Here is a 22,763-nt window from a genome sequence, read left to right on the forward strand (position 1 = left end):
AAAGGCAAATAACAATGACAATCTCCTCTGTATTACGTACCAAAGATAAAATAGGTTACGGCCTCGGCGATATGGCCAGCGCGCTGGTCTGGCAAACGGCAACGTTATTTCTCGCTTATTTCTATACGGACGTATTCGGTTTGCCTGCGGCCATTATGGGCACCATGTTTTTAGTGGTGCGCGTGGTCGATGCGTTTGTCGACCCGTGCATTGGCGCGCTGGTGGACCGCACTCAGACCCGCCACGGTCGTTTTCGTCCCTGGCTGCTCTGGTTTGCCATTCCGTTTGGCGTGAGCTGCCTGATTACCTTCTACGTACCGGATGCCGGGGCGACGGCAAAAATTGTCTATGCCTGCGTAACCTATGCCATCCTGAGCCTGATCTATTCCGCGATTAACGTCCCTTACTGCGCCATGCCCGGCGCGCTGACGCTCGACCCGCGCGAACGCCACTCGCTGCAATCCTGGCGCTTTGGCCTGTCGTTTATCGGCGGGTTGATTGTAACGGTCATCGCGCTGCCGCTGGTCTCATTATTAGGCCAGGGGAATGTGCAAAAAGGCTATTTCTATGCCATGAGCCTGATGGGGCTGCTGGGCATTGTTTTATTCTTCTGCTGCTTCTTTATGACCCGGGAGCGTTACTCGCCGCGCAATGACACCTCCGGCTCGATGCTGACGGATTTAAAACTGCTGGCCGCCAATAGCCAGTGGCGAATTGTTTTTCTGTTTAATATTTTACTGTTAACCGCCGTCGTGACGCGTGGCTCTGCGACCATGTATTACGTTAATTATGTTCTGTTACGTCCGGAACTGGTTTTTGCCTTTATTGTTTCCGGCATGGTGGCCTCCTTAAGCGGCGCATTATTATCTGAACGCCTGCTGGGCAAATTTGACCGGGTGCGTGCCTATCAGTGGACCATTATTTCTTTCGTTATTTTTGGCGCGCTGATTTTCTTCATTCCGCCTTCGCAGGTGTGGCTGATATTCGGTCTGAATATTGTGTTTAGTTTTATTCAGAACCTGACCACGCCGCTGCAATGGACCATGTTCTCCGATGTGGTGGACTACGAAGAACACCGTAGTGGCCGCCGCCTGGACGGGCTGGTCTTTTCTACCGCCCTGTTTGCCATCAAGTTTGGGCTGGCGCTGGGTGGGGCGGTGGTCGGTTGGGTGCTTGGCATGGTGGATTACGCTCCCGGTCAGGCAAACCAGGCGCCTCACGTTCTCGCAACCATCAATGCCCTGTTCACCCTGATCCCCTGCGCGCTGTTCCTCTGCATGGTGGCGCTCCTTGCCATCTACAAACTTAACAGCCGGCTGGTGGACAGCATCGCCCGCGAGCTGGCCAGCAAACGCGATAGTCGAAACGATGCGGGGCAGCTCAGCCCGGCAACCCAATCCGCACTACAGGAGTAAACCATGACTGCGATCTACAAGGACGCGGGACGTTCCGTACACGAGCGTGTCGCTGATTTACTGGCGCGTATGACGCCGGAAGAGAAATTTGCTCAGATGCACGCGTACTGGCTGATCCTTGATGAACACGGCAACCACCGCGAGCGCAGCGATCTGAGCGATGAATTCGCCGGCGTGAGCGAACAGGCGTCCCTCAGCGAAAGACTGAAGTTCGGCGTCGGGCAGATCACCCGCCCGCTCGGCACGCACATTGTTGATGCAAAAACCGGCGTGCGTGCCGCCAACCGCCTGCAACGCATGATGATGGAGGAGACCCGGCTCGGCATTCCGGCGCTGTTTCATGAGGAGTGTCTGGTAGGGCTGCTGTGCAAAGATGCAACGCTGTTCCCGTCGTCGCTGAACTACGGTTCTACCTGGGACCCGGCGCTGGTGCAGCGCGCGGCGGAGCAGATTGGCAAAGAGGCCCGGTCTGTCGGGTGCCAGCAGGGGCTGGCCCCGGTGCTGGATGTCTCGCGCGACGTGCGCTGGGGACGGACGGAAGAGACCTTTGGGGAAGATCCGTGGCTGGTAGGGGTGATGGCGACGGCGTACGTGAAGGGGTTGCAGGGCGATAAGCGCGATCTGCTGGCGACCCTGAAACATTACGTCGGCCACTCCTTCAGCGAAGGGGCGCGCAATCATGCGCCGGTCCATCTCGGTTTCAGCGAGCTTAACGATACCTTCCTGCTGCCGTTTGAGATGGCGGTAAAGCTGGCCAACGCCGGTTCGGTGATGCCAGCCTATCACGACATTGATAATCAGCCAGGGCACAGCGACCATTTTCTGCTCACCACCGTGCTGCGTGAACAGTGGGGCTTCGACGGCATTATCGTGGCGGATTACGGCGGCGTCAGCCTGCTGCACCAGCACCACGGGATTTCTCACGATCCAGCACAATCGGCGGCGCTGGCGTTTAATGCCGGGCTGGACGTGGAACTGCCGAAGGATGACTGCGCGCGTCATCTGGCTGAAGCGGTAGAGCGTGGGCTCATCTCAATGGCGAAAGTGGATGAGATTGTGGCGCGCGTGCTAAGTGAAAAATTCCGTCTTGGGCTGTTTGAAAAACCGTACGCCGACGAAGACGGTATCGATTTGCAGAATGAGGCGACCCGGCAGGTGGCGCGCGAGGTGGCAACAAAATCGATCACGCTGCTGGAAAATAACGGCATTTTGCCCCTCGGCGGAAAACCCCGTGTAGCGGTAGTGGGGCCGACGGCGGACGATCCACTGGCGTTACTGAGCGGCTACAGCTTCCCGGTTCACCTGATTATCAGCGATATGGTTGAAGAGACCTCGCAGGTGACTACCCCGCGCGCGGCGCTGGAACAGTACCTTGGCGCATCACAGGTACGTTACGCCAAAGGGTGCCACATTATCGAAAAACGGATGGCGGGCGCACCGGTGTTCCCGGGCGACAGCGGCGGTAAGCCGATGCAGCAATCGCCGGTTTCACAACGCACGGATCTGATCCCCGACGCCGTGAGCGCGGCAAAAGAGAGTGACGTGGTGGTGGCCTGCGTGGGCGACCTCGCCGGACTATTCCAGAGCGGCACCGTGGGGGAAGGTTCGGATACCGATTCGCTGGATCTGCCGGGCGTGCAGCAACAGCTGCTGGAGGCGCTGGTGGCAACCGGTAAGCCGGTGATTGTCGTCATGACGGGTGGGCGTCCTTATAACCTTCAGGGGCTGGAAGAGAAGGTGGCCGCGCTGATGATGGCCTGGGCGCCGGGGCAGGAAGGGGGCTGGGCGATTGCCGATGTCTTAACCGGCCGCGCGGAGCCGCAGGGCAGGCTGGTAGTGAGCGTGCCGAAAAACGCCGGGGCGATGCCGTACTACTATAACCACAAGCTGAAAAGCGGCGGCACGCCGTTTGCGTTCCATTTCGGCGCACTTTACCCGTTCGGTTACGGTCTCGGCTGGACGCAGTTTCGCTGGGGCGCGGCCCGCCTGGCGGAAAGCCGCGTCCCGATCGACGGAGAGGTGGCGTTAAGCGTCGATATCACCAACACCGGCGAGCGCAGCGACAGCGAAGTGGTACAGGTGTACGTACGCGATAAGGTCGCCACGCAGGTGCGTCCGCTTCAGGAGCTGAAAGCGTTCCAGCGCGTTACGCTTTCACCGGGAGAAACCGCCACGCTGACCTTTACCCTGCCGGTGGAGATGTTTAATTTCACCCGCCGGGACGGGAAGCGGATTGTCGAGCCAGGGGAATTTGAGCTACAGGTTGGCGCGTCCTCGGCGGATATACGCGAGGTGGTGAACGTGCTGGTAACCGGGGAGACGCGGGAGCTGGCGGGGGAATGGCGCATGCTCAGCCGCTGTGACATTACACGGGCGTAAAAAGGATAAAAAAAAGCCCATCGTGGGAGATGGGCAAAGACTACACACAGCAATTCGTTGTTTCACTCAGGGGATTTCCATGCTTATAAATCAAGGTGTTGATTTATAACCGTGTCTTAATAGTAGGCATGCCAGGATTTTGAGTCGATCGGATTCGTCTCAATAGTTAAAGGCAGGTAAAGATTTCTTGAAGAGAATGACGGTTTTAGGCAGAAAAAGGCGGGTCTGACCAGTGTGCAGAGAATAAATAGTTTAGCAACGTTTAAGTATTGCTGTGGAGAGTGTAGCCGGGTAAGCGTTAGCGCCACCCGGCCTACGTTCTTACTGCGCGTTCTTATCTTCCAGTTCTTCAAGTTCGCTTAAGATGACGTCAGGGTCGGTTCCCGGCGGCGGCACTTCATGCACCCAGGCGGAGAAGAGACGCCAGGTTACCGCAAGCAGCACCGGACCGATGAACAGGCCAATCATGCCGAAGGCAATTAACCCCCCGATCACCCCGGACAGGATCAGAATCAGCGGCAGGTCAGCGCCCATGCGGATGAGGAGGGGACGGATCACGTTATCCATGGTGCCCACCACGCAACTCCAGACCAGTAGCACCGTGCCCCAGGTCGTGTCCCCCGTCCAGTAAAGCCAGATAATGCAGGGAACCAGCACCAGCAGCGGACCGAGCTGAGCCAGACAGGTCATCAGCATGACGACGGTGAAAATGGTGGCATAAGGTACGCCGGAAATTGCCAGCCCGATTCCGCCAAGTACAGCCTGCACCAGCGCTGTGACCACCACGCCGAGCGCTACCGCGCGGACGGCCTGGGCTGCCAGCAGCACGGCCGCATCGCCGCGTTTACCTGCCAGTCGGGTGGCGAAATGACGTACCCCCAGCGCAACCTGCTCGCCGCGCCAGTACAGCAGGGCGCTGAAGACCAGCATCAACGTACAGTGCATCATGAAGCGACCAATGTGCGCAGCCTGCCCCACAAACCAGGTGGTGGTTGTGCCGATGTACGGACGCACTTTGGCCATCAGGGCGCTACCGCCCATCTCCAGCAGGCTGTGCCAGCCGCTGTACAGTTTTGCGCCCACAACAGGAATACTGTTCAGCCACGCGAGATCCGGCAGCGTCATATCACCGCTGGTGACCGCGCGAATAACCGGGCCGCTACTGTCAACCAGGCTGTTAACCAGCAGTGCAATGGGAATAATAAACAGCAGGAACAACAGCAGCGTCATCACCAGCACGGCCAGGCCGCGGCGACCAAACAGCAGTTTCTGCAAACGTAAGAGTAAAGGCCAGGTTGCGACGACGACGGTCGCGGCCCAGGCAAATCCGAGCACGAAAGGACGAACAATCCACAGACACGCAATAATCATAATGGCTAAGAACAGCACCGACAGCAGTATCTGCGCGACATCCCTGGGCTGACGAAGATTGACCATAAACGAAACTTTCCTTAAATGAACACCAGCAAGGCTGATGGGAATATAAACCGCATCTCTCTAATCATTAGTGATTTCAGCGATTTTTGACAGGCGGATTTTGCCCGTAATTCTACGAAGCACATAAGAAAAAAATGTGATAAAACTTTCCAGACACAACGCAAACGATTTCACACTATTCTCATTAGGGTCGACAGCAATGATCCCACAGATTTCTCAGGCACCGGGCGTCGTTCAGCTGGTGCTTAATTTTTTGCAGGCACTGGAGCAACAGGGTTTTACAGGTGACACCGCCACCGATTATGCCGACAGGCTGACGATGGCGACCGATAACAGTATTTACCAGCTTCTTCCCGATGCCGTCGTTTTCCCGCGCTCTACCGCCGATGTGGCGCTCATCGCCCGTCTGGCGTCGCAGGAGCGTTTCAGCACCCTGGTCTTTACCCCACGCGGCGGCGGGACGGGTACCAACGGGCAGGCGCTGAACCAGGGCATCATCATTGATATGTCCCGCTATATGAACCGCATCATTGAGATCAACCCTGAAGAGGGGTGGGTGCGAGTGGAAGCGGGGGTGATCAAAGATCAGCTGAATCAGTTTTTGAAACCTTACGGCTATTTTTTTGCGCCAGAGCTTTCCACCAGTAACCGCGCGACCATTGGCGGGATGATCAACACCGATGCCTCGGGGCAGGGCTCGCTGGTCTACGGCAAAACCTCCGATCACGTTATGGGTGTGCGGGCGGTGCTGCTGGGGGGCGATATCCTCGATACCCAACCGATGCCGATCGAGCTGGCCGAAACGCTGGCAAAAGAGAGCACCACCAGCGGACGGATTTATCGTACCGTGCTGGAGCGCTGCCGCGAAAATCGCGAACTGATCCTCAACAAATTCCCGAAGCTTAACCGCTTCCTGACGGGCTACGATCTGCGCCATGTCTTTAATGACGATCTGAGCCAGTTCGATCTTACCCGCGTACTGACCGGGTCAGAAGGGACGCTGGCCTTCATCACCGAAGCGCGTCTGGATATCACCCGGTTGCCAAAGGTGCGCCGTCTGGTGAATGTCAAATACAACTCCTTTGACTCCGCGCTGCGTAATGCACCGTTTATGGTGGAGGCGCGGGCGCTGTCGGTGGAAACCGTCGATTCAAAAGTTCTGAACCTGGCCCGGGAAGATATCGTCTGGCATTCGGTGAGCGAACTGATTACCGACGTGCCGGATAAAGAGATGCTCGGCCTGAACATCGTCGAGTTCGCCGGGGATGACGCAGAGCTGATTGAGAGCCAGGTAAGCACGCTCTGCCAGCGTCTGGACGAGCTGATTGCCCAGGGGGAAGGCGGCGTCATTGGCTGGCAGCTGTGTAACGATCTCTCCGGCATCGAGCGAATCTACGCGATGCGTAAAAAAGCGGTGGGGCTGCTCGGCAACGCGAAAGGGGCGGCGAAGCCTATTCCGTTTGCGGAAGATACCTGCGTGCCGCCGGAGCACCTTGCTGATTATATTGTGGAGTTTCGCGCGCTGCTCGACAGCCATGGTCTGAGCTATGGCATGTTCGGGCACGTGGACGCGGGTGTGCTGCACGTGCGCCCGGCGCTGGACATGTGCGACCCGCAGCAGGAGATCCTGATGAAGGAGATCTCCGACCAGGTCGTGGCCCTCACGGCCAAATACGGCGGCTTGTTATGGGGCGAGCACGGCAAAGGATTCCGCGCCGAGTACAGCCCGGCGTTTTTTGGCGAACAACTTTACGCCGAGCTGCGTAAGGTGAAAGCCGCTTTTGATCCCGATAACCGCCTCAACCCGGGAAAAATCTGCCCGCCGGAGGGCATCGATGCGCCGATGTTGCAGGTGGATGCCGTCAAGCGCGGCACCTATGACCGACAAATTCCGATTGCGGTACGCGCTTCCTGGCGCGGCGCGATGGAGTGCAACGGCAACGGGCTGTGCTTCAACTTCGATGTGAAAAGCCCGATGTGTCCGTCGATGAAAATCACCAGCAACCGCATTCATTCCCCGAAAGGGCGTGCCACGCTGGTGCGCGAATGGCTGCGCCTGCTGGCCGACCGCGGCGTTGACCCGCTCAAGCTGGAACAGGAGCTGCCGGAAAAACGCGCCAGCCTGCGCGGGCTTATCGAACGCACCCGCAACAGCTGGCATGCGAACAAAGGTGAATACGATTTCTCGCATGAGGTGAAAGAGGCGATGTCCGGCTGCCTGGCGTGCAAGGCGTGTTCAACCCAGTGCCCGATTAAAATTGACGTACCGGAATTCCGTTCCCGCTTCCTCCAGCTGTACCACACGCGTTATCTGCGCCCGATGCGCGATCATCTGGTGGCGACGGTGGAGAGTTACGCGCCGCTGATGGCCCGTGCGCCAAAAACCTTTAACTTCTTTATCAACCAGCCGCTGGTGCGCAAACTGTCAGAAAAACATATCGGCATGGTGGATCTGCCGCTGCTGTCGGTGCCATCGCTCCAGCGTCGGCTGGTGGGGCACCGCTCGGCGAACATGACCCTGGAACAACTGGAAGCATTAAGCCCTGAGCAGAAAGCGAAGGTGGTGCTGGTGGTGCAGGATCCGTTTACCAGCTATTACGATGCCCAGGTGGTGGCCGATTTTGTCCGACTGGCCGAGAAAATCGGCTACCAGCCGGTGGTGCTGCCGTTCTCGCCGAACGGCAAGGCGCAGCACATAAAAGGTTTCCTCACCCGCTTTGCGAAAACCGCGCAGAAAACTTCAGATTTTCTGAATCGCGTGGCGCAGCTCAGTATGCCGATGGTGGGCGTCGATCCGGCGCTGGTGCTCTGTTACCGGGATGAATATAAGCAGACGCTCGGCGATAAGCGCGGTGATTTTCAGGTCTTACTGGTGCACGAGTGGCTGCCTGCGGTGCTGACGCAAACGCCCACTCAGGAGGTGAGTGGAGAAGCCTGGTATCTGTTTGGGCACTGCACCGAAGTGACGGCGCTGCCGACGGCGCCTGCCCAGTGGGCTTCTATCTTTGCCCGGTTTGGCGCGAAGCTGGAAAGCGTTAACGTGGGCTGCTGCGGTATGGCCGGAACCTACGGCCATGAAGTCAAAAACCACGCTAATTCGCTCGGCATTTACGAGCTGTCGTGGCATCAGGCGATGCAGCGCCTGCCACGCAACCGCTGTCTGGCGACGGGCTACTCCTGCCGCAGCCAGGTGAAACGGGTGGAAGGTAACGGCGTCCGCCATCCATTGCAGGCTTTACTGGAGATTATCGGATGATCTGGAAACGTGCGGTCACGCTGGAGGCCTTAAATGCCATGGGCGCGGAGAACATGGTCGGTTTGCTGGATATCCAGTTCACGCGCATTGGCGACAACGAACTGGAAGCGACGATGCCGGTAGACAACCGTACTCATCAACCGTTTGGCCTGTTGCACGGCGGCGCGTCCGTCGTGCTGGCCGAAACGCTGGGGTCGGTGGCGGGCTACCTGTGTACGGAAGGAGAGCAGAAGGTGGTGGGTCTGGAGGTCAATGCCAACCACATCCGCTCCGTTCGCAGCGGACGCGTGCGCGGCGTCTGCCGGGCGCTGCATGCCGGAAGCCGTCATCAGGTGTGGCAGATTGATATTCTGGACGAGCAGGATCGCCTGTGTTGTTCATCCAGGCTGACGACGGCCGTTGTGTAAAGTTTCCGGATGTCTTGTTTTTGGTCAAAAATTAGCCGCCTGATTGTGATATACTGGTCACGTTTTGAACATAAGCGAGGACATCATGGATACTGAAATAACCCCAACACAGCTGGCAATTGAATATTTACGTCGCGATAAAAGCAATCTGTCTCCCGCCCAGTACCTGAAAAAGCTGAAACAGCTTGAGCTGGAATTTACGGATTTGCTGGCGCTCTCTTCAAACGAACTGAAAGAAGAGATCTACTTTGCCTGGCGGTTGGGCGTTCACGTCCATTAAGCAGTGAAGAAAAGGCCGCAAGCGCGGCCTTTTTTGTGTCTGACATTCAGTATCTGGCAGGCAGTTTGTTAATTTTAATCAGCCGGCCTTCTTCCATTTCGATGAACCCACCCGTTTTCAGATCAGCCAGGATCCGCATTACGCCACTGCGGGAAAGATGGGTTTTATCCCTGATATACCTTTCCGCCGTCACGCTGCGTCGGTAGCTGTCATCTTCCTGCATCAGCAGCACGAGCTGCTGGCGAATCATCTCGTACGCGGTTGGCGCGCCTTTCGGCATGACGTTGTGATAGAGGCGGTTATAGACAAACATCAGATGATTAGAAAGCAGCCCCCACAGCGCCTTCTCTTTGATAATTTGAGCCACCCGATCGGTCGTGAGCACACCAATCAGGCAAGGCGTTACCGTTCGGAGGTAGTCATTAAAATAAATGTCCGTCAGGTTAGCGAGGCCAAACAGGGCGGGACTGCGCGCCGTTGAAAGCATCATGTCGTCGCTTCTTCTGTATATGGCGACCGTGCCATCAAGAATTAAATAACACATGCTCTGCCCGTCAACCTGGAGATCAAGTTGCTCGCCGGGATCGGTTTTATGCGTGGCGCAGTGCGGCTGTAAATGAGAAATCAGTTCCTGAGCATAGGGAGAGCCGCGATGCGATGGTTTGTCAGAAGACATAGCGTTAACCTGGAAAGAGACTGTACTCTCTATAGTGTCGCTCTTCTTTTCCACCTTCTCCAGAGATAAATACAGCCTCAGTACTTACGGGGTAAGTGATGGATCTCAACTAGTACGCCACGCTCCATGGTGATGTATTTCCCCGTCCGCAACTCCGCGAGGATCCGCATAATGCCGCTGCGTGAAAGATAGGTGCGGCTTTTGATATAGGCTGCGGCGGTAATGTTTTGTCTTATGGCTTCCGGCTCCTGCATTAACTCAACCAGTTGAAAGCGGATAATGTCATAAGCCGACATTTGCGATATCTGGGCACAATGTTCGTAGACGCGCGATGCGGTATAGATCAGCAGGTTTGAGAAGTGCTCCCATAAATTCTGTTGTGCGACAACATGATTGAAACACGCCAGCGAAACGCTGGCCACCTCTGAAGTTTCCAGCGCTCTGACGTACAGGTGTTCAGACGATAACTGGCTGCTCACGCCGAGTATAAATGGCGCGGATTCAGAATTTAAGACGATACCGTCCCCGCGACGGTGTAACGCCACGCTGCCATGCAACAGTAAAAAGCATTGACGGGTATCGCCGGAGCAATAATGGATAATTTCTCCTCTGGCAATAATGCTTCTCTCCGCATGCGGCAAAACATTATCGATAATTTTTTCAATGTGCTTAAAAGGCTTAGCGCCGAGCACTGTTGACTTATCAATATCTGACTCAGGCGCGAAACGGGTATTCATGTGAAACCTCACTGACTGATGCGATCATTTTTTGATCGGCATAAAGAATTATCTTAAAAACCAGCAGATCAGGGAATGTTTGCGGCGAGTCTAATTATAGACTCGCTTTTTTTTGAGTCTTAATTAATTGAAATTGAAACCTTTTTTATTCAGGTCTAAAAGTAGACTTTGGCCATTATTCTTAAGGTGTTTCCGAGTGAATATGTTTTGTAATTGTTAAAAGAGGGTCTACAGCTAGACCTCAAAATTGATTGTATGCGGAAAAAGAGTTGTATAAATTTTGACTCGTCGGAAGGGCTTTTGTTTCTGCAACTGAATGTCGGTAATAAATAAAGTAATACGGGATATAAAATTATGAATACAAAATTGATGATGGCAATGTTAGCGGCAGGTTCTGTACTCACCATGACCAATGCATTCGCAGCGGCCGGTACCGTTAATTTTAACGGGAATATTCTGGATTCTGCCTGCGACGTTGATGTGGCATCCCAGAATCAGGTGGTGGTATTAGGCGATTATTATAAAACGGAATTCCCGACAACCGGGGCGAGAACGGCTGCGACGCAATTCAATATTATTTTGAAAAACTGTCCGGTAACGGTCACCAATGCAAAAGTCCGTTTTGACGGCACGCCGGATTTAACCAACGCCAGCCTGCTGGCGATTGATACGTCCGTGGCGGGGGCGGCCACCGGGGTGGCGATTAACCTGATGACGGCAGATAAAGCCGATCTGCCGCTGCACGGCAGTAACAGCTATATTTACCCGCTCAGCAGTACGGCTGATAATACGCTGAACTTCTACGCGCAGTATATCTCCACCGCGGCATCCGTGACCGCGGGCCCGGCTAACTCGGTCGCAAACTTCTCAGTGGTATACAACTAAGTCATTGCAGTAATCAGCAGGGGGCCGCCCGGCCCCTTGTTTTATGAGGTATTAAAATGCGTTTTATCACGACAATGGGCCTGGCTATGGCGCTGTTACCGCTGACGTTAACATCCGTCAGTGCAGGAGTAATTATTGGCGGCACCCGTATTATTTTTGATGGGACTAAAAAAGAGGCGTCAATAGGTATTACTAATCCTGATAATGTTCCTTATTTAATCCAGTCGTGGATAGATGTTCAGGATGAACAATCGGGTAAAGCGCCTTTTATTATTACGCCACCACTGTATCGGCTGGACGGCGGGCAAAAGAACCTTGAGCGTATTGTCATGACCGGCTCACTGCCTCAGGGGCGGGAGAGTTTATTCTGGCTGAACATTAAAGCTATTCCTTCAGCCTCAAAGCAGATGAACTCGCTGCAAATTGCCGTCAAAACGCGCATCAAATTAATTTATCGACCAGAGACTCTTCGTGCGTCTACCCCCGAGGAGCAAGCCAATAAATTAACCTGGCGTCGTGCGGGAAATACCCTTCAGGTTAATAACCCTACGCCGTACGTTATCAATTTCAATGAAATTACGTTGGGTAATAAGAAACTTGACGATGTCACGTACGTGATGCCTTCAGGCACAGCCCGTTTTCCGTTACCGAACGGAACCAGTGGCAATACGCTGACGTTTAAAGTCATTAACGATTATGGCAGCCCTGGCGAATTACACCGGGCCAGTTTGTGATCCTTACGCGTTAATCAGGTGTTCGTCATGAAAACGGCATTGAATACAATGCAGCCTGCGCGCCTGGCAATATTTATTGCCCTCGCGCTTGCTGGTGTCTCTTCCACACTGTATGCCAGTGAGACGTTTAATACGGAACTGGTAGAGCTGGATAATCCCGGAATGGGAAAAGCGGATTTATCTGCCTTTGAATCCGGCTCGCAGGCGCCCGGGACATACCACGTTGATATTATTCTTGACGATCGGCTGCTGGAAACGCGGGATATTCGTTTTATGGCAGTGAAGGATGCTAACGGCAGTGAAACGTTGCAGCCTTGCCTGAGTATCGGGCAGTTAAAAGCGTGGGGCGTGAAAACGGCGCTTTTCCCACAGCTTGCCGCCGGGGAAGGTGAATGCGCCGATCTCAGGGCGATTCCACAGGCCAGCGCGGATTTTCAGTTTGGCGCCCAGCGTCTGGCGATTAGCATTCCACAGGCGGCTATAGACCTGCCAGCGAGAGGTTACGTTCCGCCGGATATGTGGGATGAAGGCATTACCGCGGCCATGCTCAACTACAGCCTGAGCGGGGCAAACAGCCGGGCAAGAAGCGGGGCAGGCACCCGCAGCGACAGCCAGTATGCAAACCTGCGGCCGGGGATCAACGTCGGTCCCTGGCGGTTACGCAACTACACCACCTGGTCCCGCGATGCGTCCGGCCAGGATAAGTGGGACAACGTCTATACCTTGATGCAGCGCGCGATTATTCCCCTGCAAGCCCAGCTTACGCTCGGAGACAGTTCCGCGTCTGCCGATGTCTTTGACAGCATGCCGTTTCGCGGCGTCCAGCTGGCGTCCGACGACGATATGCTGCCGGATTCCCTGAAAGGCTATGCGCCGGTGGTGCGCGGTATTGCGCGGACTAACGCGCAGGTCGTGGTGCGTCAGAATGGCTATCAAATCTACCAAAGCTATGTGGCACCGGGCGCGTTTGAGATCGCGGATATGTATCCCACCGGCGGCGCGGGCGACCTTGATGTCACGATCGTCGAAGCTGATGGTAGTGAGCAACATTTCACCCTGCCGTACGCTTCGCTGCCGGTCCTGCAACGGGAGGGGCGCCTGAAATATGCCCTTACCGCCGGGCAGTATCGCTCGTATAACCGTAGCGTGGAGAAAACCCCCTTCGGGCAATTGACCGGAATTTACGGCCTCCCTCACGGTATTACGCTCTATGGCGGCGTCCAGGGGGCAGATAAGTACCAGTCGGCGGCTCTGGGGGTGGGCAAGAATATGGGCGATCTCGGGGCTGTATCCGCAGACGTCACTCAGGGCTGGTCAACGCCGGAGCATGCCGCGAAAACAAACGGTCAGTCGTGGCGGGCCCGATACAGCAAGAATTTTATCAATACCGGGACCAACTTTTCGATTGCCGGGTATCGCTACTCGACCCGCGGCTATTACGGGATGCAGGACGTCCTCGATTCGTACGGCGACAGCAGCGCGCTTCAGGACAGGCGACGTAACCGTGCCGAGCTGACGATGAGCCAGACGCTGGGGGACAACCTGGGCGCGCTTACCCTCAGTGCGGCGCGGGAAGATTACTGGAATGACGGTAAGTCGATGGCTTCGTGGAGCGTCGGCTATAGCAACTACTGGCACAACATCAGCTATGGCCTGACATGGACTTACAGCAAAAATGTCCGCTCAGCGTCAGAAACCCGCGACAGCCAAAAAAACGCTGACCATGACCAGCTTCTGGCGTTCAACGTCAGCATTCCGCTGGATAAATTTTTGCCGCAGACATGGGCTAACTATGGCATGAACGCCAGCGGGAATAACGGGACGACGCATAACGTCGGCCTGAACGGGGTAGCGCTCGAGAACCGTGCCCTGAACTGGAACGTACAGCAGGGATACGGAACAGAGGGTGTGGGCTATACCGGCAATGTTAACGCGGACTACAAAGGCACCTATGGCGAAGTCACGGCAGGTTATGGTTATGACAAAAACAGTGAACGCCTGAATTACGGGCTGCAAGGCGGCATTCTCGCCCATGCTGATGGCATCACGCTTTCCCAGCCGCTGGGGGAGACCAGCGTCTTAATCAAAGCCCCTGGCGCCCACGACGTGGATATCCGCAATCAGCCCGGTGTACGGACAGATTTTCGCGGATATACGGTCGTGAGCAACCTTTCTGTCTACCGGAAAAACGATCTCACCCTCGACCCGGAAACGATGCCGGACGATGTCGAGCTGGAGATCAACACCCGCACGGTGACGCCGACGCGGGGAGCGGTGGTGAGAGCCGATTATCTGCCGAAGTCAGGTCGCCGGGTGCTGATGACCCTGACCGACAACAATCGCGCCGTTCCGTTTGGGGCGGTGGTCACCCTTGTGGGTGATGACAGCGGCAGTTTTATTGTCGGCGATCGCGGTCAGGTCTATTTAACCGGGATGCGCGAGCAGGGAACGTTAGTCGCTACATGGGGAAGTCAATCCAGTCAGCAATGCCGCGCTGATTTCACGCTGCCGAATCACTCAACGTACGGTGGGATCGCTGATATGCACGCCACCTGCCGTCAGGAACGCTAACATGAAATGTCTTAACGCGATGCTGCTGCTCTGTTTGCTCGCGGCGGCAAATATGGCTCGTGCCGGTACCTGCACCACCATCACCCCGCAGCTTTCCACCCTGTCCGTGGGGACGATCAACGTGCAGCGCGATGCGCCTGTCGGCACGGTGGTATTTTCTGGCGCGGCGTCAGCCACAGGCTCCTATCTTACCGGGTGTACGAATCCGCTGATGCTGGGATTCAGCCTGCGCTACAACGGCGCCACGTTGAGCAGCTACGGCAACCATGTTTACAACACGAACGTCAGCGGGATAGGGATACGCTTTTCTTCCAACGGCTATTTTGAAAACCCGAGCAATACGTTCTCGTACAATGCGCAGACCTCCTATGTGGACTGGTACGGCGGGAGGATTGAGCTGGTGGTGACGGGGCCGGTCTCATCGGGGGCATTAACGCCGGGGACGATCGGCGTCGTGACGCTTCAGGGAAGCGATGGCCTCTACCGTGACGGTCTGACCACGCAGCTCACCTCCGGCACCATCAATGCGCTGGCGTGCACGGTGAATACGGCCCAGCTGACGTTTCCGATAGGGGATATTCCCGCCTCGGCGTTCGGCTCCACGGTGGGCACCACGCCAGCGGGAGCACAGAACACGCAAAACCTGGGCCTGACCTGCGCCGCCGGAACCAATATTACGGTCTCGCTCAGTGGAATACAGAACCCGGACAGCGCCAATACCAGCGTAATGGCCTTAACCGGGCAGGGAAATGCCGGCACTGCGAAAGGGGTGGGGGTGCAGCTTATCTATAACGGTGCACCGCTGGTGATGAACAGCCGACTATTCTTGCGGCAGTCTGCCGGGGGGCAAGAGACGTTGCCATTAACGGCCCGGTATTACCAGACGTTAACCCGCGTGGAGTCAGGTTCAGCGAATGCCTCCGCCACCCTTAATTTGACCTACCAGTAGCAGGTAAGAAGATGAAAATAAGATGCAGGACACTGCTTTTACTTGCCTTACTCAGCGGGAAGGTATGCTCCGCTGATAGCGTCAACATCGGTGTGACGGGAAATATCGTTGCGTCGCCGTGCATATTTAATGGCGGCAGTAACAGCCTCGATGTCAACCTGGGCAATATTCAGGCAACCAATATGGCGACGCCGGGCTCAACATCGGATCCGGTGCCTTTCAGTCTGCTGTTTACCCAGTGCCCAACGGGAACGCAGAGTGTGACCGTCGCTTTCACCGGCAGCCCCGATCCCGAGGCGGGAGCGGACTATTTCATGAACAGCGGTTCGGCCACGCACGTGGCGATAGCCATGCGCGATGCCCAAACCGGCGCGCTTAAAGGAACAGGCACCAGTATGACCCAGACCATTGCCGCGGACAGAACCGCGACATTGGCTATGCTGGCCTCGGTAAAATCCATGCCGGGAGGCGCCACGCCGGGAAGCATCAGCGCGGTTGTGGTAATGACGATGCAGTACAACTAAATGCCGGTGATAAGCCTTTTTTAAAGACGTTGGTGTGAACTATGTTAAATATTCTGATTCAGGAAACGGATCTGTTTTTTCAGGCTGGGCTACAGAGCTTTTTCGACGATTTTTTTAAGCATAACTTTCATCGCTCCATCACATTTCACCTGGCGCTGACCAATGAAAACGTCAGCCAGGCCGATATTATTGTTCTTTCATTATGTCAGGGGGAAACGCTGACCTGTTTTCCGGAGTTACTGGCCCGGCAAAAAGGAATTGTGATAGGTCTCGTCGACGATGAGCTGCGTTTTTCGGCGCTGCCTTCCTGCTTTCAGGACATTATTTTTCTTCCGCGCCGGGCGTCGCTTGATCGTATTAGCGGCGTTCTGTTTATCGCGTGGTTCAGGACGCAATTACCAGGTTACACGTTGAATAAAAAGACCTGTTTCGACTGCCAGCATAAAGGGTTATCCCGGCAACAGATTCGTATTATGGTCAATTTTTACCGGGGGCTGTCGGTGGTGCAGACCGCGAACGCGTTGAAGATGAGCGAAAAAACGGTCTTTACCCATAAATATATGATGATGCAGAAATTTAATCTGCGAAGCGATTACGAGCTGATCGTACTGTTGAGAAGGCTGATGGAGAAAAAGAGCCGTCCGAACCTGCTTCGCGATTACCTGGAAAATAATTATGCACAACAGATAACGTAAAACAGCAGCGGATAGCGGGCCGGGCAGCGATAGCCGCCACCCGGCAATGCATTTAAACGTTAACCGCAGCGATCAAACGCGTCTTCATGGTCTGGTACGCGGAAGCCGCAAAATCCTCCGCCCAGCGCTGGTCCTCGATCGCCTCCAGCTGCACGGCGCAATATTTCGTTTCCGGCGTTCTGGAGATCGGGTCGAGATTATCCTGCGTCAGCTCATTACAGGCGCCAATCCACCACTGGTAGGTCATATAGATTGCTCCCGCATTGATGCGCTCGCTGATGCTGGCGCGCGTGATCACTTTACCCCGGCGTGAACGTACCCAGACCAGTTGGCCCTCGGCAATCCCCCGTTCATCCGCGTCGGCCGGGTTGATCTGCACCCGGCCCGGCTCGTCGGCCAGGCTTTGCAGCGCCGCGCAGTTCCCGGTCATTGAGCGACAGGAGTAGTGACCCACTTCGCGCACCGTGCACAGTACCAGCGGGTAATCCGCATCCGGTGTCTCCGCCGGGGCGCGCCAGGGGGCGGCAAATAGCTGTCCTTTGCCAGTAGGGGTGTCGAACTGATTATCCTTGTACAGGTAGGGGGTGCCGGGATGATCGAGGGATGGGCAAGGCCACTGCACATGGCCCATCTCGCCCATTTTTTCGTAGGTCACGCCGTAGAAGAGGGGGCACAGCTCGCGCATTTCGTCCCAGATCTGCTGGTTATCCTCGTAATGCATGGGATAACCCATCTCCGTGGCCAGCAGGCTGATGATCTCCCAGTCGCGCTTCACGTTGCCGCTGGCCTCAATGGCTTTGCCGAAACGCTGGAAGCCGCGATCGGCACAGGTGAACACGCCGGCGTGCTCTCCCCATGAGGTGGCAGGGAGCAGCACGTCAGCCACCTCTGCCGTTTTGGTCATAAAGATGTCCTGAACCACCACAAAATCGAGCGCCTCAAAGCCGCGGCGGACCAGTCCCAGATCGGCTTCTGTCTGAAGCGGATCTTCCCCCATGATGTAATACGCTTTGATCTTTCCTTCCAGCGCGAGATGTGGCACTTCGGTGATACGCGTCCCGACGCGATCGTCCATCCGGTTGACATTGATTTTCCACGCATCGGCAAATTTCAGTCTGACCGCCGGGTCAGTGACGTCCTGGTAGCCGGGGAACATATTGGGCAGAACGCCCATATCGCAGGCACCCTGAACGTTATTTTGCCCGCGAACCGGACCCACGCCGACGGCAGGGCGGCCCAGGTTGCCGGTCAGCAGCGCCAGGCTGGAGAGACCTTTCACCACATCGACCGCCTGACCAAACTGCGTGACGCCCATTCCCCACATCACCGTTGCTGAAGGCGCCGCTGCGAACATGCGCATTGCCTGACGAACATCCCGCGCGCGGATCCCCGTCAGATGTTCAACCTGCTCGGGGGCGTAATCTTTTACCGTCAGCCGGTACGCCTCAAGCCCTTCTGTAAAGCGGGCAACGTAGTTTTTGTCGTACAGTTCCTCTTCCAGCAGGACATAGCCAAAGGCATTGACCAGCGCCATGTTACTGCCATTTTTTAGCTGAAGATGAAGATCGGCAATGCGTGCCGTTTCAATATGACGCGGATCGCAGACGATGATTTTAGCGCCATTTTCACGTGCTTTAAGCACGCGTCGGGCGACGATGGGGTGAGAGTCGGCGCAGTTATAGCCGAATACCAGCAGGCATTTTGAGTTTTCAATATCGTTAATGGAATTGCTCATGGCGCCGTTGCCGAGGGTCTCCTGTAAACCGGCAACGGACGGACCGTGACAGACGCGGGCGCAGCAGTCGACGTTGTTAGTATTCAGCACCGCACGGGCAAATTTTTGCATCACATAGTTGGTCTCATTGCCCGTTCCCCGTGAGGAACCCGTGGTCATAATGGACCGAGGGCCATACTGTTCTTTGATGCTTTTAAGCCTGTGAGCGGTATAACGAATGGCCTCTTCCCAGGTAACAGGGGTAAAGGCCTCGCCTTTGCTGTAGCGGATCATGGGCTGCGTCAGACGGGGGGTAAGCAGCCGTGTGTCGTTAAGAAAGTCCCAGCCGTAGAAACCTTTCAGGCAAAGCGTGCCCTGATTGGTTACGCCATCAGCGGCTTCGGCACGGATAATGCGGTTATTTTTTACGACGAGGTTTAGTTTGCAGCCTGCACCGCAGTAGGGGCAGACGCTGGCGATTTTTTTCATCAATAACAGACCTGTTAAGAAATGAAGCAATGTTTACTGGAAAGCCCAGTCCCTTAGCGGACTAAGCAGGATCCATGCCACATTCAGCGTTCTTGATTAACAGGGCGTTTGTGGAGAGAGGGTGTGTCATCGTCAGTATGTTCGTCACAATTGACGATGACACGCTATCCGCAGGGATGGGGGAGGCGTTAAAGATCGTCCATGGTGTAACCGACGACAATTTCCAGCGTCTTGCGGATCACATCCGCCTTAACGACATCGTCGGTGGATTCCAGCGTCTGGATTAGCCAGAGAATGATCGCTTTGTTGGTCAAATGACCTTCGGAAGCAAGAACACAACGAACCGCAGTCGAAAAAATGGCAGACTCTTCAGCAAAGCGATCGCCTGCGTGACGGAAATACTCCGACAACGCGCTATCTAAAAAGGCGGAGTGGTATTCGGGTTGAAGCTGAATATTTTGTCTCATTTGTTCTCACCGTAGCTGTAAAGTTGTAGTCAATGTATCTTTTTAGGATCGGACGGTTTTCCATTTCCAAATAACGGCACTACATTGTCTCGGTTATTTTTGAGAGATCCCTCTCTCTGTATTCGTCCTTGTGCGGTTCTGCGACCTTTAAAAGCGACCGTGCCAGAGCTGATGTCAGCTATCACTCGCGCTAATGTCTCCCGCCGCTGGGGATCCGTTTCATATGCTTGCATGTTACGCAGACGCTGAACCAATCCCTCGGTCGTCACGGGACCGCGCTCCTTCAAAAGTGAAAGAGCGGCTTCTCCAATAAGCTTGTCGATCAGTCTGTCCGCATCACTGCTGTTCATGACATTAACGTTCGAAGAGCAGGCCAAGAAGCATGTGATAATGATGTTCCTCTTCCGGGCCATTGGCCTTTTCAAGGCGACTCAACAGTTTTGTGCAGAGCGATTTGCGATTCAGATTTCGCCCGTCGCTAAGGATTTCAACAACAACCTGACCCAATGTTTCCTGTTGGGTTGGAAGCGCGGCTTTTTCGAAATACTGCGCAATCGCTGTTGCCGAGTCTGCGAGGTGTCCGTTCTGCTGCATGTTTCGCTCCTGTAAATTTTCGTAATCAGTAACGTTACATTTAAGGTATACATAATTTTCAAATCTGTACATTTAAAATGTACAATTTTTTAAATATTTTATAATATATTTTATAAAATCATTATTTATCAGATGCTTATTCTTATACGATTTACTGCGGTATTCACAAGATATATTGTACAATCCGAAGCGGCGTCGCAGAGTTGTACAAGCCCGTAAATGACGCAAAAAAGCCGTGTAAATCGTTGAGATGTAAATTATTTGTTGGGCAATTAATGTGCTATAACAGAGTTTTCCCCACGTGTTTTCGTGGTCACCCCCTCAATCTTCAGGATTAGCATGCTCACAACCATCATTTACCGCAGTCATATCTGCGAGGACGTTCCAGTGAAAGCGCTGGAAGACATGGTCGCTGCTGCAAATTGTAGAAATCGCCAGTTCGATGTGACGGGGATTTTGCTGTTTAACGGCACACACTTTTTTCAGTTACTTGAAGGGCCCGCTGATAACGTTAAGGAGATCTATGAGCTCATCTGCCGTGACCCACGGCATCACAACGTGGTCGAATTGTTGTGCGATCACGGGCCTTCAAGACGTTTTGGCAATGTGGGTATGGAGCTCTTTGACCTTCGTCAGTACGACACCGACGAAGTGCTGCAACAGGTTCTTGATAAAGGCACAACCCGCTATCAGCTGACCTATAACGATCGCGCCCTGCAATTTTTCCGCACCTTCGTTGAGGCCACTGAAAAAGCCAACTACTTTGAGCTGCCTCCGGCTGACGCCTGGGAGTTTGTCACCGAAAACACGCCGTTATCCTCCCAGCCAACGGTAGTGGCAAAGGGCGCGGACTGTAGTTTCGCATTTCAACCTATCGTCGATCCGTTTATGCAGCAGGTGGTTTCCTGGGAAGCCCTGATCCGCACGCCGTCCGGTGACTCCCCGGAAAGCTATTTTGCCAACCTGTCGCGTGAGGCGCTGTACGAATCGGATCTGAAGAGTAAGCAGGTGGCTTTGTCGATGGCCAGCGCGCTGGGCCTACAGACTCAAACGTTGTCCATCAATCTACTGCCGATGACGCTGGTCAATGTTCCTGGCGCCGTCGATTTTTTACTGACGGCAATTGAGGCGAACGGTTTTGTGCCGGAGCAAATTGTGGTCGAGTTCACCGAGAGCGAGGCGATCTCGCGCTTCGAAGAGTTCACCAGCGCGGTCAGACAGCTTAAAAGCGCCGGGATCAGCGTGGCCATCGATCACTTTGGCGCGGGATTCGCCGGTCTGCAACTGCTGGCCCAGTTTCAGCCGGACAGAATCAAGATCAACCGTGATTTGATTGCCAACGTGCACAAGAGCGGCCCGCGTCAGGCGATCATTCAGTCAATTATTAAATGCTGCGCGTCCCTGGAAATTCTGTTCTGTGCGGTAGGCGTAGAGTTGGCTGAAGAGTGGATGTGGCTGGAATCTGCCGGGATTTCTCAGTTCCAGGGACACCTTTTCGCCAGCCCGCGCCTGGGGGGCATACCGGCGATTGCCTGGCCCGAGAAAAAGTACGATTTATAAAAACCTGTACGTAACTCTTAAAAGTGACCTGTACGTACGGCTAAATTTATACAACAATACATTAACGAGTGAGTGGTTCGTTGAGCCATTCACTTGTCTCAGAACGAGGAGTTAGTTATACAAATGATTTGTACAATCTGATAAGGTTGGTTTGGTTAGGTATGGAAGTATTGTGCGTGAGGGAGTTAATGGCCTATTACAGTATCGGCGAAGTGGCCGAACGATGCGGTATCAACCCCGTTACGCTGCGTGCCTGGCAGCGCCGTTATGGATTGTTGAAGCCGCAGCGAAGCGAAGGGGGTCATCGTCAGTTTGACGATGAAGATATCCTGCGTATCGAAGAGATCAAACGCCTGATGAAAACGGGTGTTTCGGTCGGTAAAGTAAAAGCGCTTCTTGAAAATACAGAAGTAATGACTCAGGGGAACTGGGCATCTTTTCAGGAAGAGATGTTAACCGTTCTGCGCTATGCCAGTCCGGCAAAACTGCGCGCCAAAATCGGCGAATTCCGCCGTGACCATGCGATGGATGTTCTGATAGATAACATCATCACCCCTGTGCGGCAGCGAATGAACCAGGACCAGAATACGGTGCGCCACATGGCGAGCCTGCTGGACGGTGTCCTGATTGAGTTTGCCGTTGCAAGCCTGGGTGAGTCGCGAAAAAAAGCAGGTAAGGATGCGCTGCTGATTGGGTGGGAGTGCGACGACCGTACGCATTTGTGGCTGGAAGCGGCCCGTCTTGCCTACAAAGGCTGGCATATCGACGTGCTGGCTGAGCCGATTGATTCTCCACGTCCTGAACTCTTCCCCGGGCAAAAAATCTTCGTCTGGACCGGTAAAGCGCCTACGCCTCGTCAACAGGAGCAGCTCGACCACTGGCGTGAACAGGGTTTCGCCGTTTCGTTCCATCACTGATGTTAAGGGGGCCAACGGTAAACCGCCAGTGCGGGATTTTGCCTTCTGGCGATACGACAGGGGTATCCGCGAAGATG

The 22,763-nt window shown here is 54.8% G+C and carries 20 protein-coding genes and 1 other RNA gene; 13 read left to right on the forward strand and 8 right to left on the reverse strand.

What is annotated here, in order from left to right; genetic code table 11:
* Nucleotides 1–14: 14 nt before the first annotated feature.
* Both IMQ56_RS06365 and IMQ56_RS06370 read left to right on the forward strand, forming a co-directional pair.
* Nucleotides 15–1,415, forward strand: a complete 1,401-nt coding sequence (locus tag IMQ56_RS06365; protein ID WP_017384642.1) for an MFS transporter — start codon at nucleotides 15–17, stop codon at nucleotides 1,413–1,415.
* A gap of 3 nt (nucleotides 1,416–1,418) precedes the next feature.
* Nucleotides 1,419–3,794, forward strand: coding sequence for a glycoside hydrolase family 3 N-terminal domain-containing protein (locus tag IMQ56_RS06370; RefSeq protein WP_196063606.1), 2,376 nt, complete (start codon nucleotides 1,419–1,421; stop codon nucleotides 3,792–3,794).
* A 5-nt stretch (nucleotides 3,795–3,799) separates the two neighbouring features.
* On the opposite strand, the gene rprA is transcribed toward IMQ56_RS06370, so the two are convergent.
* Together rprA and ydiK are read right to left on the reverse strand one after the other, a co-directional pair.
* An RNA gene (gene rprA / locus IMQ56_RS06375) (antisense sRNA RprA) lies at nucleotides 3,800–3,907 on the reverse strand.
* 208 nt (nucleotides 3,908–4,115) lie between these two features.
* Nucleotides 4,116–5,231 carry an AI-2E family transporter YdiK gene (gene ydiK, locus IMQ56_RS06380; protein WP_015570721.1) on the reverse strand — a complete coding sequence of 372 codons (1,116 nt, stop codon included), beginning with the start codon at nucleotides 5,229–5,231 and terminating at the stop codon, nucleotides 4,116–4,118.
* 199 nt (nucleotides 5,232–5,430) lie between these two features.
* Here ydiK and IMQ56_RS06385 point away from each other — a divergent pair, with 199 nt between their 5' ends.
* The 3 genes from IMQ56_RS06385 (at nucleotide 5,431) to IMQ56_RS06395 (ending at nucleotide 9,174) form a co-directional block, all read left to right on the forward strand.
* Nucleotides 5,431–8,487, forward strand: coding sequence for an FAD-binding and (Fe-S)-binding domain-containing protein (locus IMQ56_RS06385; RefSeq protein ID WP_032648074.1), 3,057 nt, complete (start codon nucleotides 5,431–5,433; stop codon nucleotides 8,485–8,487).
* Entirely contained in the window at nucleotides 8,484–8,894 is a 411-nt protein-coding gene (menI, locus tag IMQ56_RS06390) for a 1,4-dihydroxy-2-naphthoyl-CoA hydrolase (RefSeq protein ID WP_023296356.1), read from the forward strand. Before IMQ56_RS06385 ends, menI begins: the two co-directional genes overlap by 4 nt.
* 85 nt (nucleotides 8,895–8,979) lie before the next feature.
* Nucleotides 8,980–9,174, forward strand: a complete 195-nt coding sequence (locus IMQ56_RS06395) for a YdiH family protein (RefSeq protein WP_003857766.1) — start codon at nucleotides 8,980–8,982, stop codon at nucleotides 9,172–9,174.
* 46 nt (nucleotides 9,175–9,220) lie between these two features.
* Here IMQ56_RS06395 and IMQ56_RS06400 read toward each other — a convergent pair whose 3' ends face one another.
* Together IMQ56_RS06400 and IMQ56_RS06405 are read right to left on the reverse strand one after the other, a co-directional pair.
* Nucleotides 9,221–9,850, reverse strand: coding sequence for a helix-turn-helix domain-containing protein (locus IMQ56_RS06400; RefSeq protein ID WP_023296357.1), 630 nt, complete (start codon nucleotides 9,848–9,850; stop codon nucleotides 9,221–9,223).
* Nucleotides 9,851–9,927: 77 nt separating this feature from the next.
* Nucleotides 9,928–10,587 carry a winged helix-turn-helix transcriptional regulator gene (locus tag IMQ56_RS06405; RefSeq protein WP_015570718.1) on the reverse strand — a complete coding sequence of 220 codons (660 nt, stop codon included), beginning with the start codon at nucleotides 10,585–10,587 and terminating at the stop codon, nucleotides 9,928–9,930.
* Nucleotides 10,588–10,941: 354 nt separating this feature from the next.
* Here IMQ56_RS06405 and IMQ56_RS06410 point away from each other — a divergent pair, with 354 nt between their 5' ends.
* From IMQ56_RS06410 to IMQ56_RS06435, 6 genes are read left to right on the forward strand one after another with little or no spacing between them, the layout of a single operon-like run.
* A complete protein-coding gene (locus IMQ56_RS06410) occupies nucleotides 10,942–11,472 on the forward strand; it encodes a fimbrial protein (RefSeq protein ID WP_015570717.1) in 531 nt (176 codons plus the stop codon).
* Between the two features lie 56 nt (nucleotides 11,473–11,528).
* A complete protein-coding gene (locus IMQ56_RS06415; RefSeq protein ID WP_015570716.1) occupies nucleotides 11,529–12,206 on the forward strand; it encodes a molecular chaperone in 678 nt (225 codons plus the stop codon).
* 27 nt (nucleotides 12,207–12,233) lie between these two features.
* Nucleotides 12,234–14,777 (forward strand): fimbria/pilus outer membrane usher protein, encoded by a 2,544-nt coding sequence (locus tag IMQ56_RS06420; RefSeq protein WP_196063607.1) that lies wholly within the window; start codon nucleotides 12,234–12,236, stop codon nucleotides 14,775–14,777.
* 1 nt (nucleotide 14,778) lies between these two features.
* Nucleotides 14,779–15,726: a fimbrial protein gene (locus IMQ56_RS06425; RefSeq protein ID WP_023296361.1), complete on the forward strand. Its 948-nt coding sequence runs from the start codon at nucleotides 14,779–14,781 to the stop codon at nucleotides 15,724–15,726.
* Nucleotides 15,727–15,737: 11 nt separating this feature from the next.
* Nucleotides 15,738–16,250, forward strand: a complete 513-nt coding sequence (locus IMQ56_RS06430; RefSeq protein WP_026094315.1) for a fimbrial protein — start codon at nucleotides 15,738–15,740, stop codon at nucleotides 16,248–16,250.
* Nucleotides 16,251–16,291: 41 nt separating this feature from the next.
* Nucleotides 16,292–16,945, forward strand: a complete 654-nt coding sequence (locus IMQ56_RS06435) for a LuxR C-terminal-related transcriptional regulator (RefSeq protein WP_015570713.1) — start codon at nucleotides 16,292–16,294, stop codon at nucleotides 16,943–16,945.
* Nucleotides 16,946–16,997: 52 nt separating this feature from the next.
* Here the strand turns inward: IMQ56_RS06435 and fdhF are convergent, their stop codons facing one another.
* The 4 genes from fdhF to ycgZ all read right to left on the reverse strand — a co-directional run bounded on the left by fdhF (nucleotide 16,998) and on the right by ycgZ (nucleotide 20,209).
* Nucleotides 16,998–19,148 carry a formate dehydrogenase subunit alpha gene (gene fdhF / locus IMQ56_RS06440; protein ID WP_063136256.1) on the reverse strand — a complete coding sequence of 717 codons (2,151 nt, stop codon included), beginning with the start codon at nucleotides 19,146–19,148 and terminating at the stop codon, nucleotides 16,998–17,000.
* Between the two features lie 188 nt (nucleotides 19,149–19,336).
* Nucleotides 19,337–19,615, reverse strand: coding sequence for a biofilm/acid-resistance regulator YmgB/AriR (locus IMQ56_RS06445; protein ID WP_003857748.1), 279 nt, complete (start codon nucleotides 19,613–19,615; stop codon nucleotides 19,337–19,339).
* A gap of 29 nt (nucleotides 19,616–19,644) precedes the next feature.
* Nucleotides 19,645–19,965 (reverse strand): hypothetical protein, encoded by a 321-nt coding sequence (locus IMQ56_RS06450; protein ID WP_015570712.1) that lies wholly within the window; start codon nucleotides 19,963–19,965, stop codon nucleotides 19,645–19,647.
* 4 nt (nucleotides 19,966–19,969) lie between these two features.
* Entirely contained in the window at nucleotides 19,970–20,209 is a 240-nt protein-coding gene (gene ycgZ, locus IMQ56_RS06455; protein ID WP_017384632.1) for a regulatory protein YcgZ, read from the reverse strand.
* 339 nt (nucleotides 20,210–20,548) lie between these two features.
* On the opposite strand from ycgZ, the gene IMQ56_RS06460 reads away from it, so the two are divergent.
* A complete protein-coding gene (locus IMQ56_RS06460; protein WP_045347439.1) occupies nucleotides 20,549–21,769 on the forward strand; it encodes a diguanylate phosphodiesterase in 1,221 nt (406 codons plus the stop codon).
* 188 nt (nucleotides 21,770–21,957) lie between these two features.
* Nucleotides 21,958–22,686, forward strand: coding sequence for a MerR family transcriptional regulator (locus IMQ56_RS06465; protein WP_015570709.1), 729 nt, complete (start codon nucleotides 21,958–21,960; stop codon nucleotides 22,684–22,686).
* Nucleotides 22,687–22,763: the final 77 nt, after the last annotated feature.

This window comes from Enterobacter sp. Res13-Sevr-PEC09-46 (assembly GCF_015672585.1).
Taxonomy (GTDB): Bacteria; Pseudomonadota; Gammaproteobacteria; order Enterobacterales; family Enterobacteriaceae; genus Enterobacter; species Enterobacter hormaechei_C.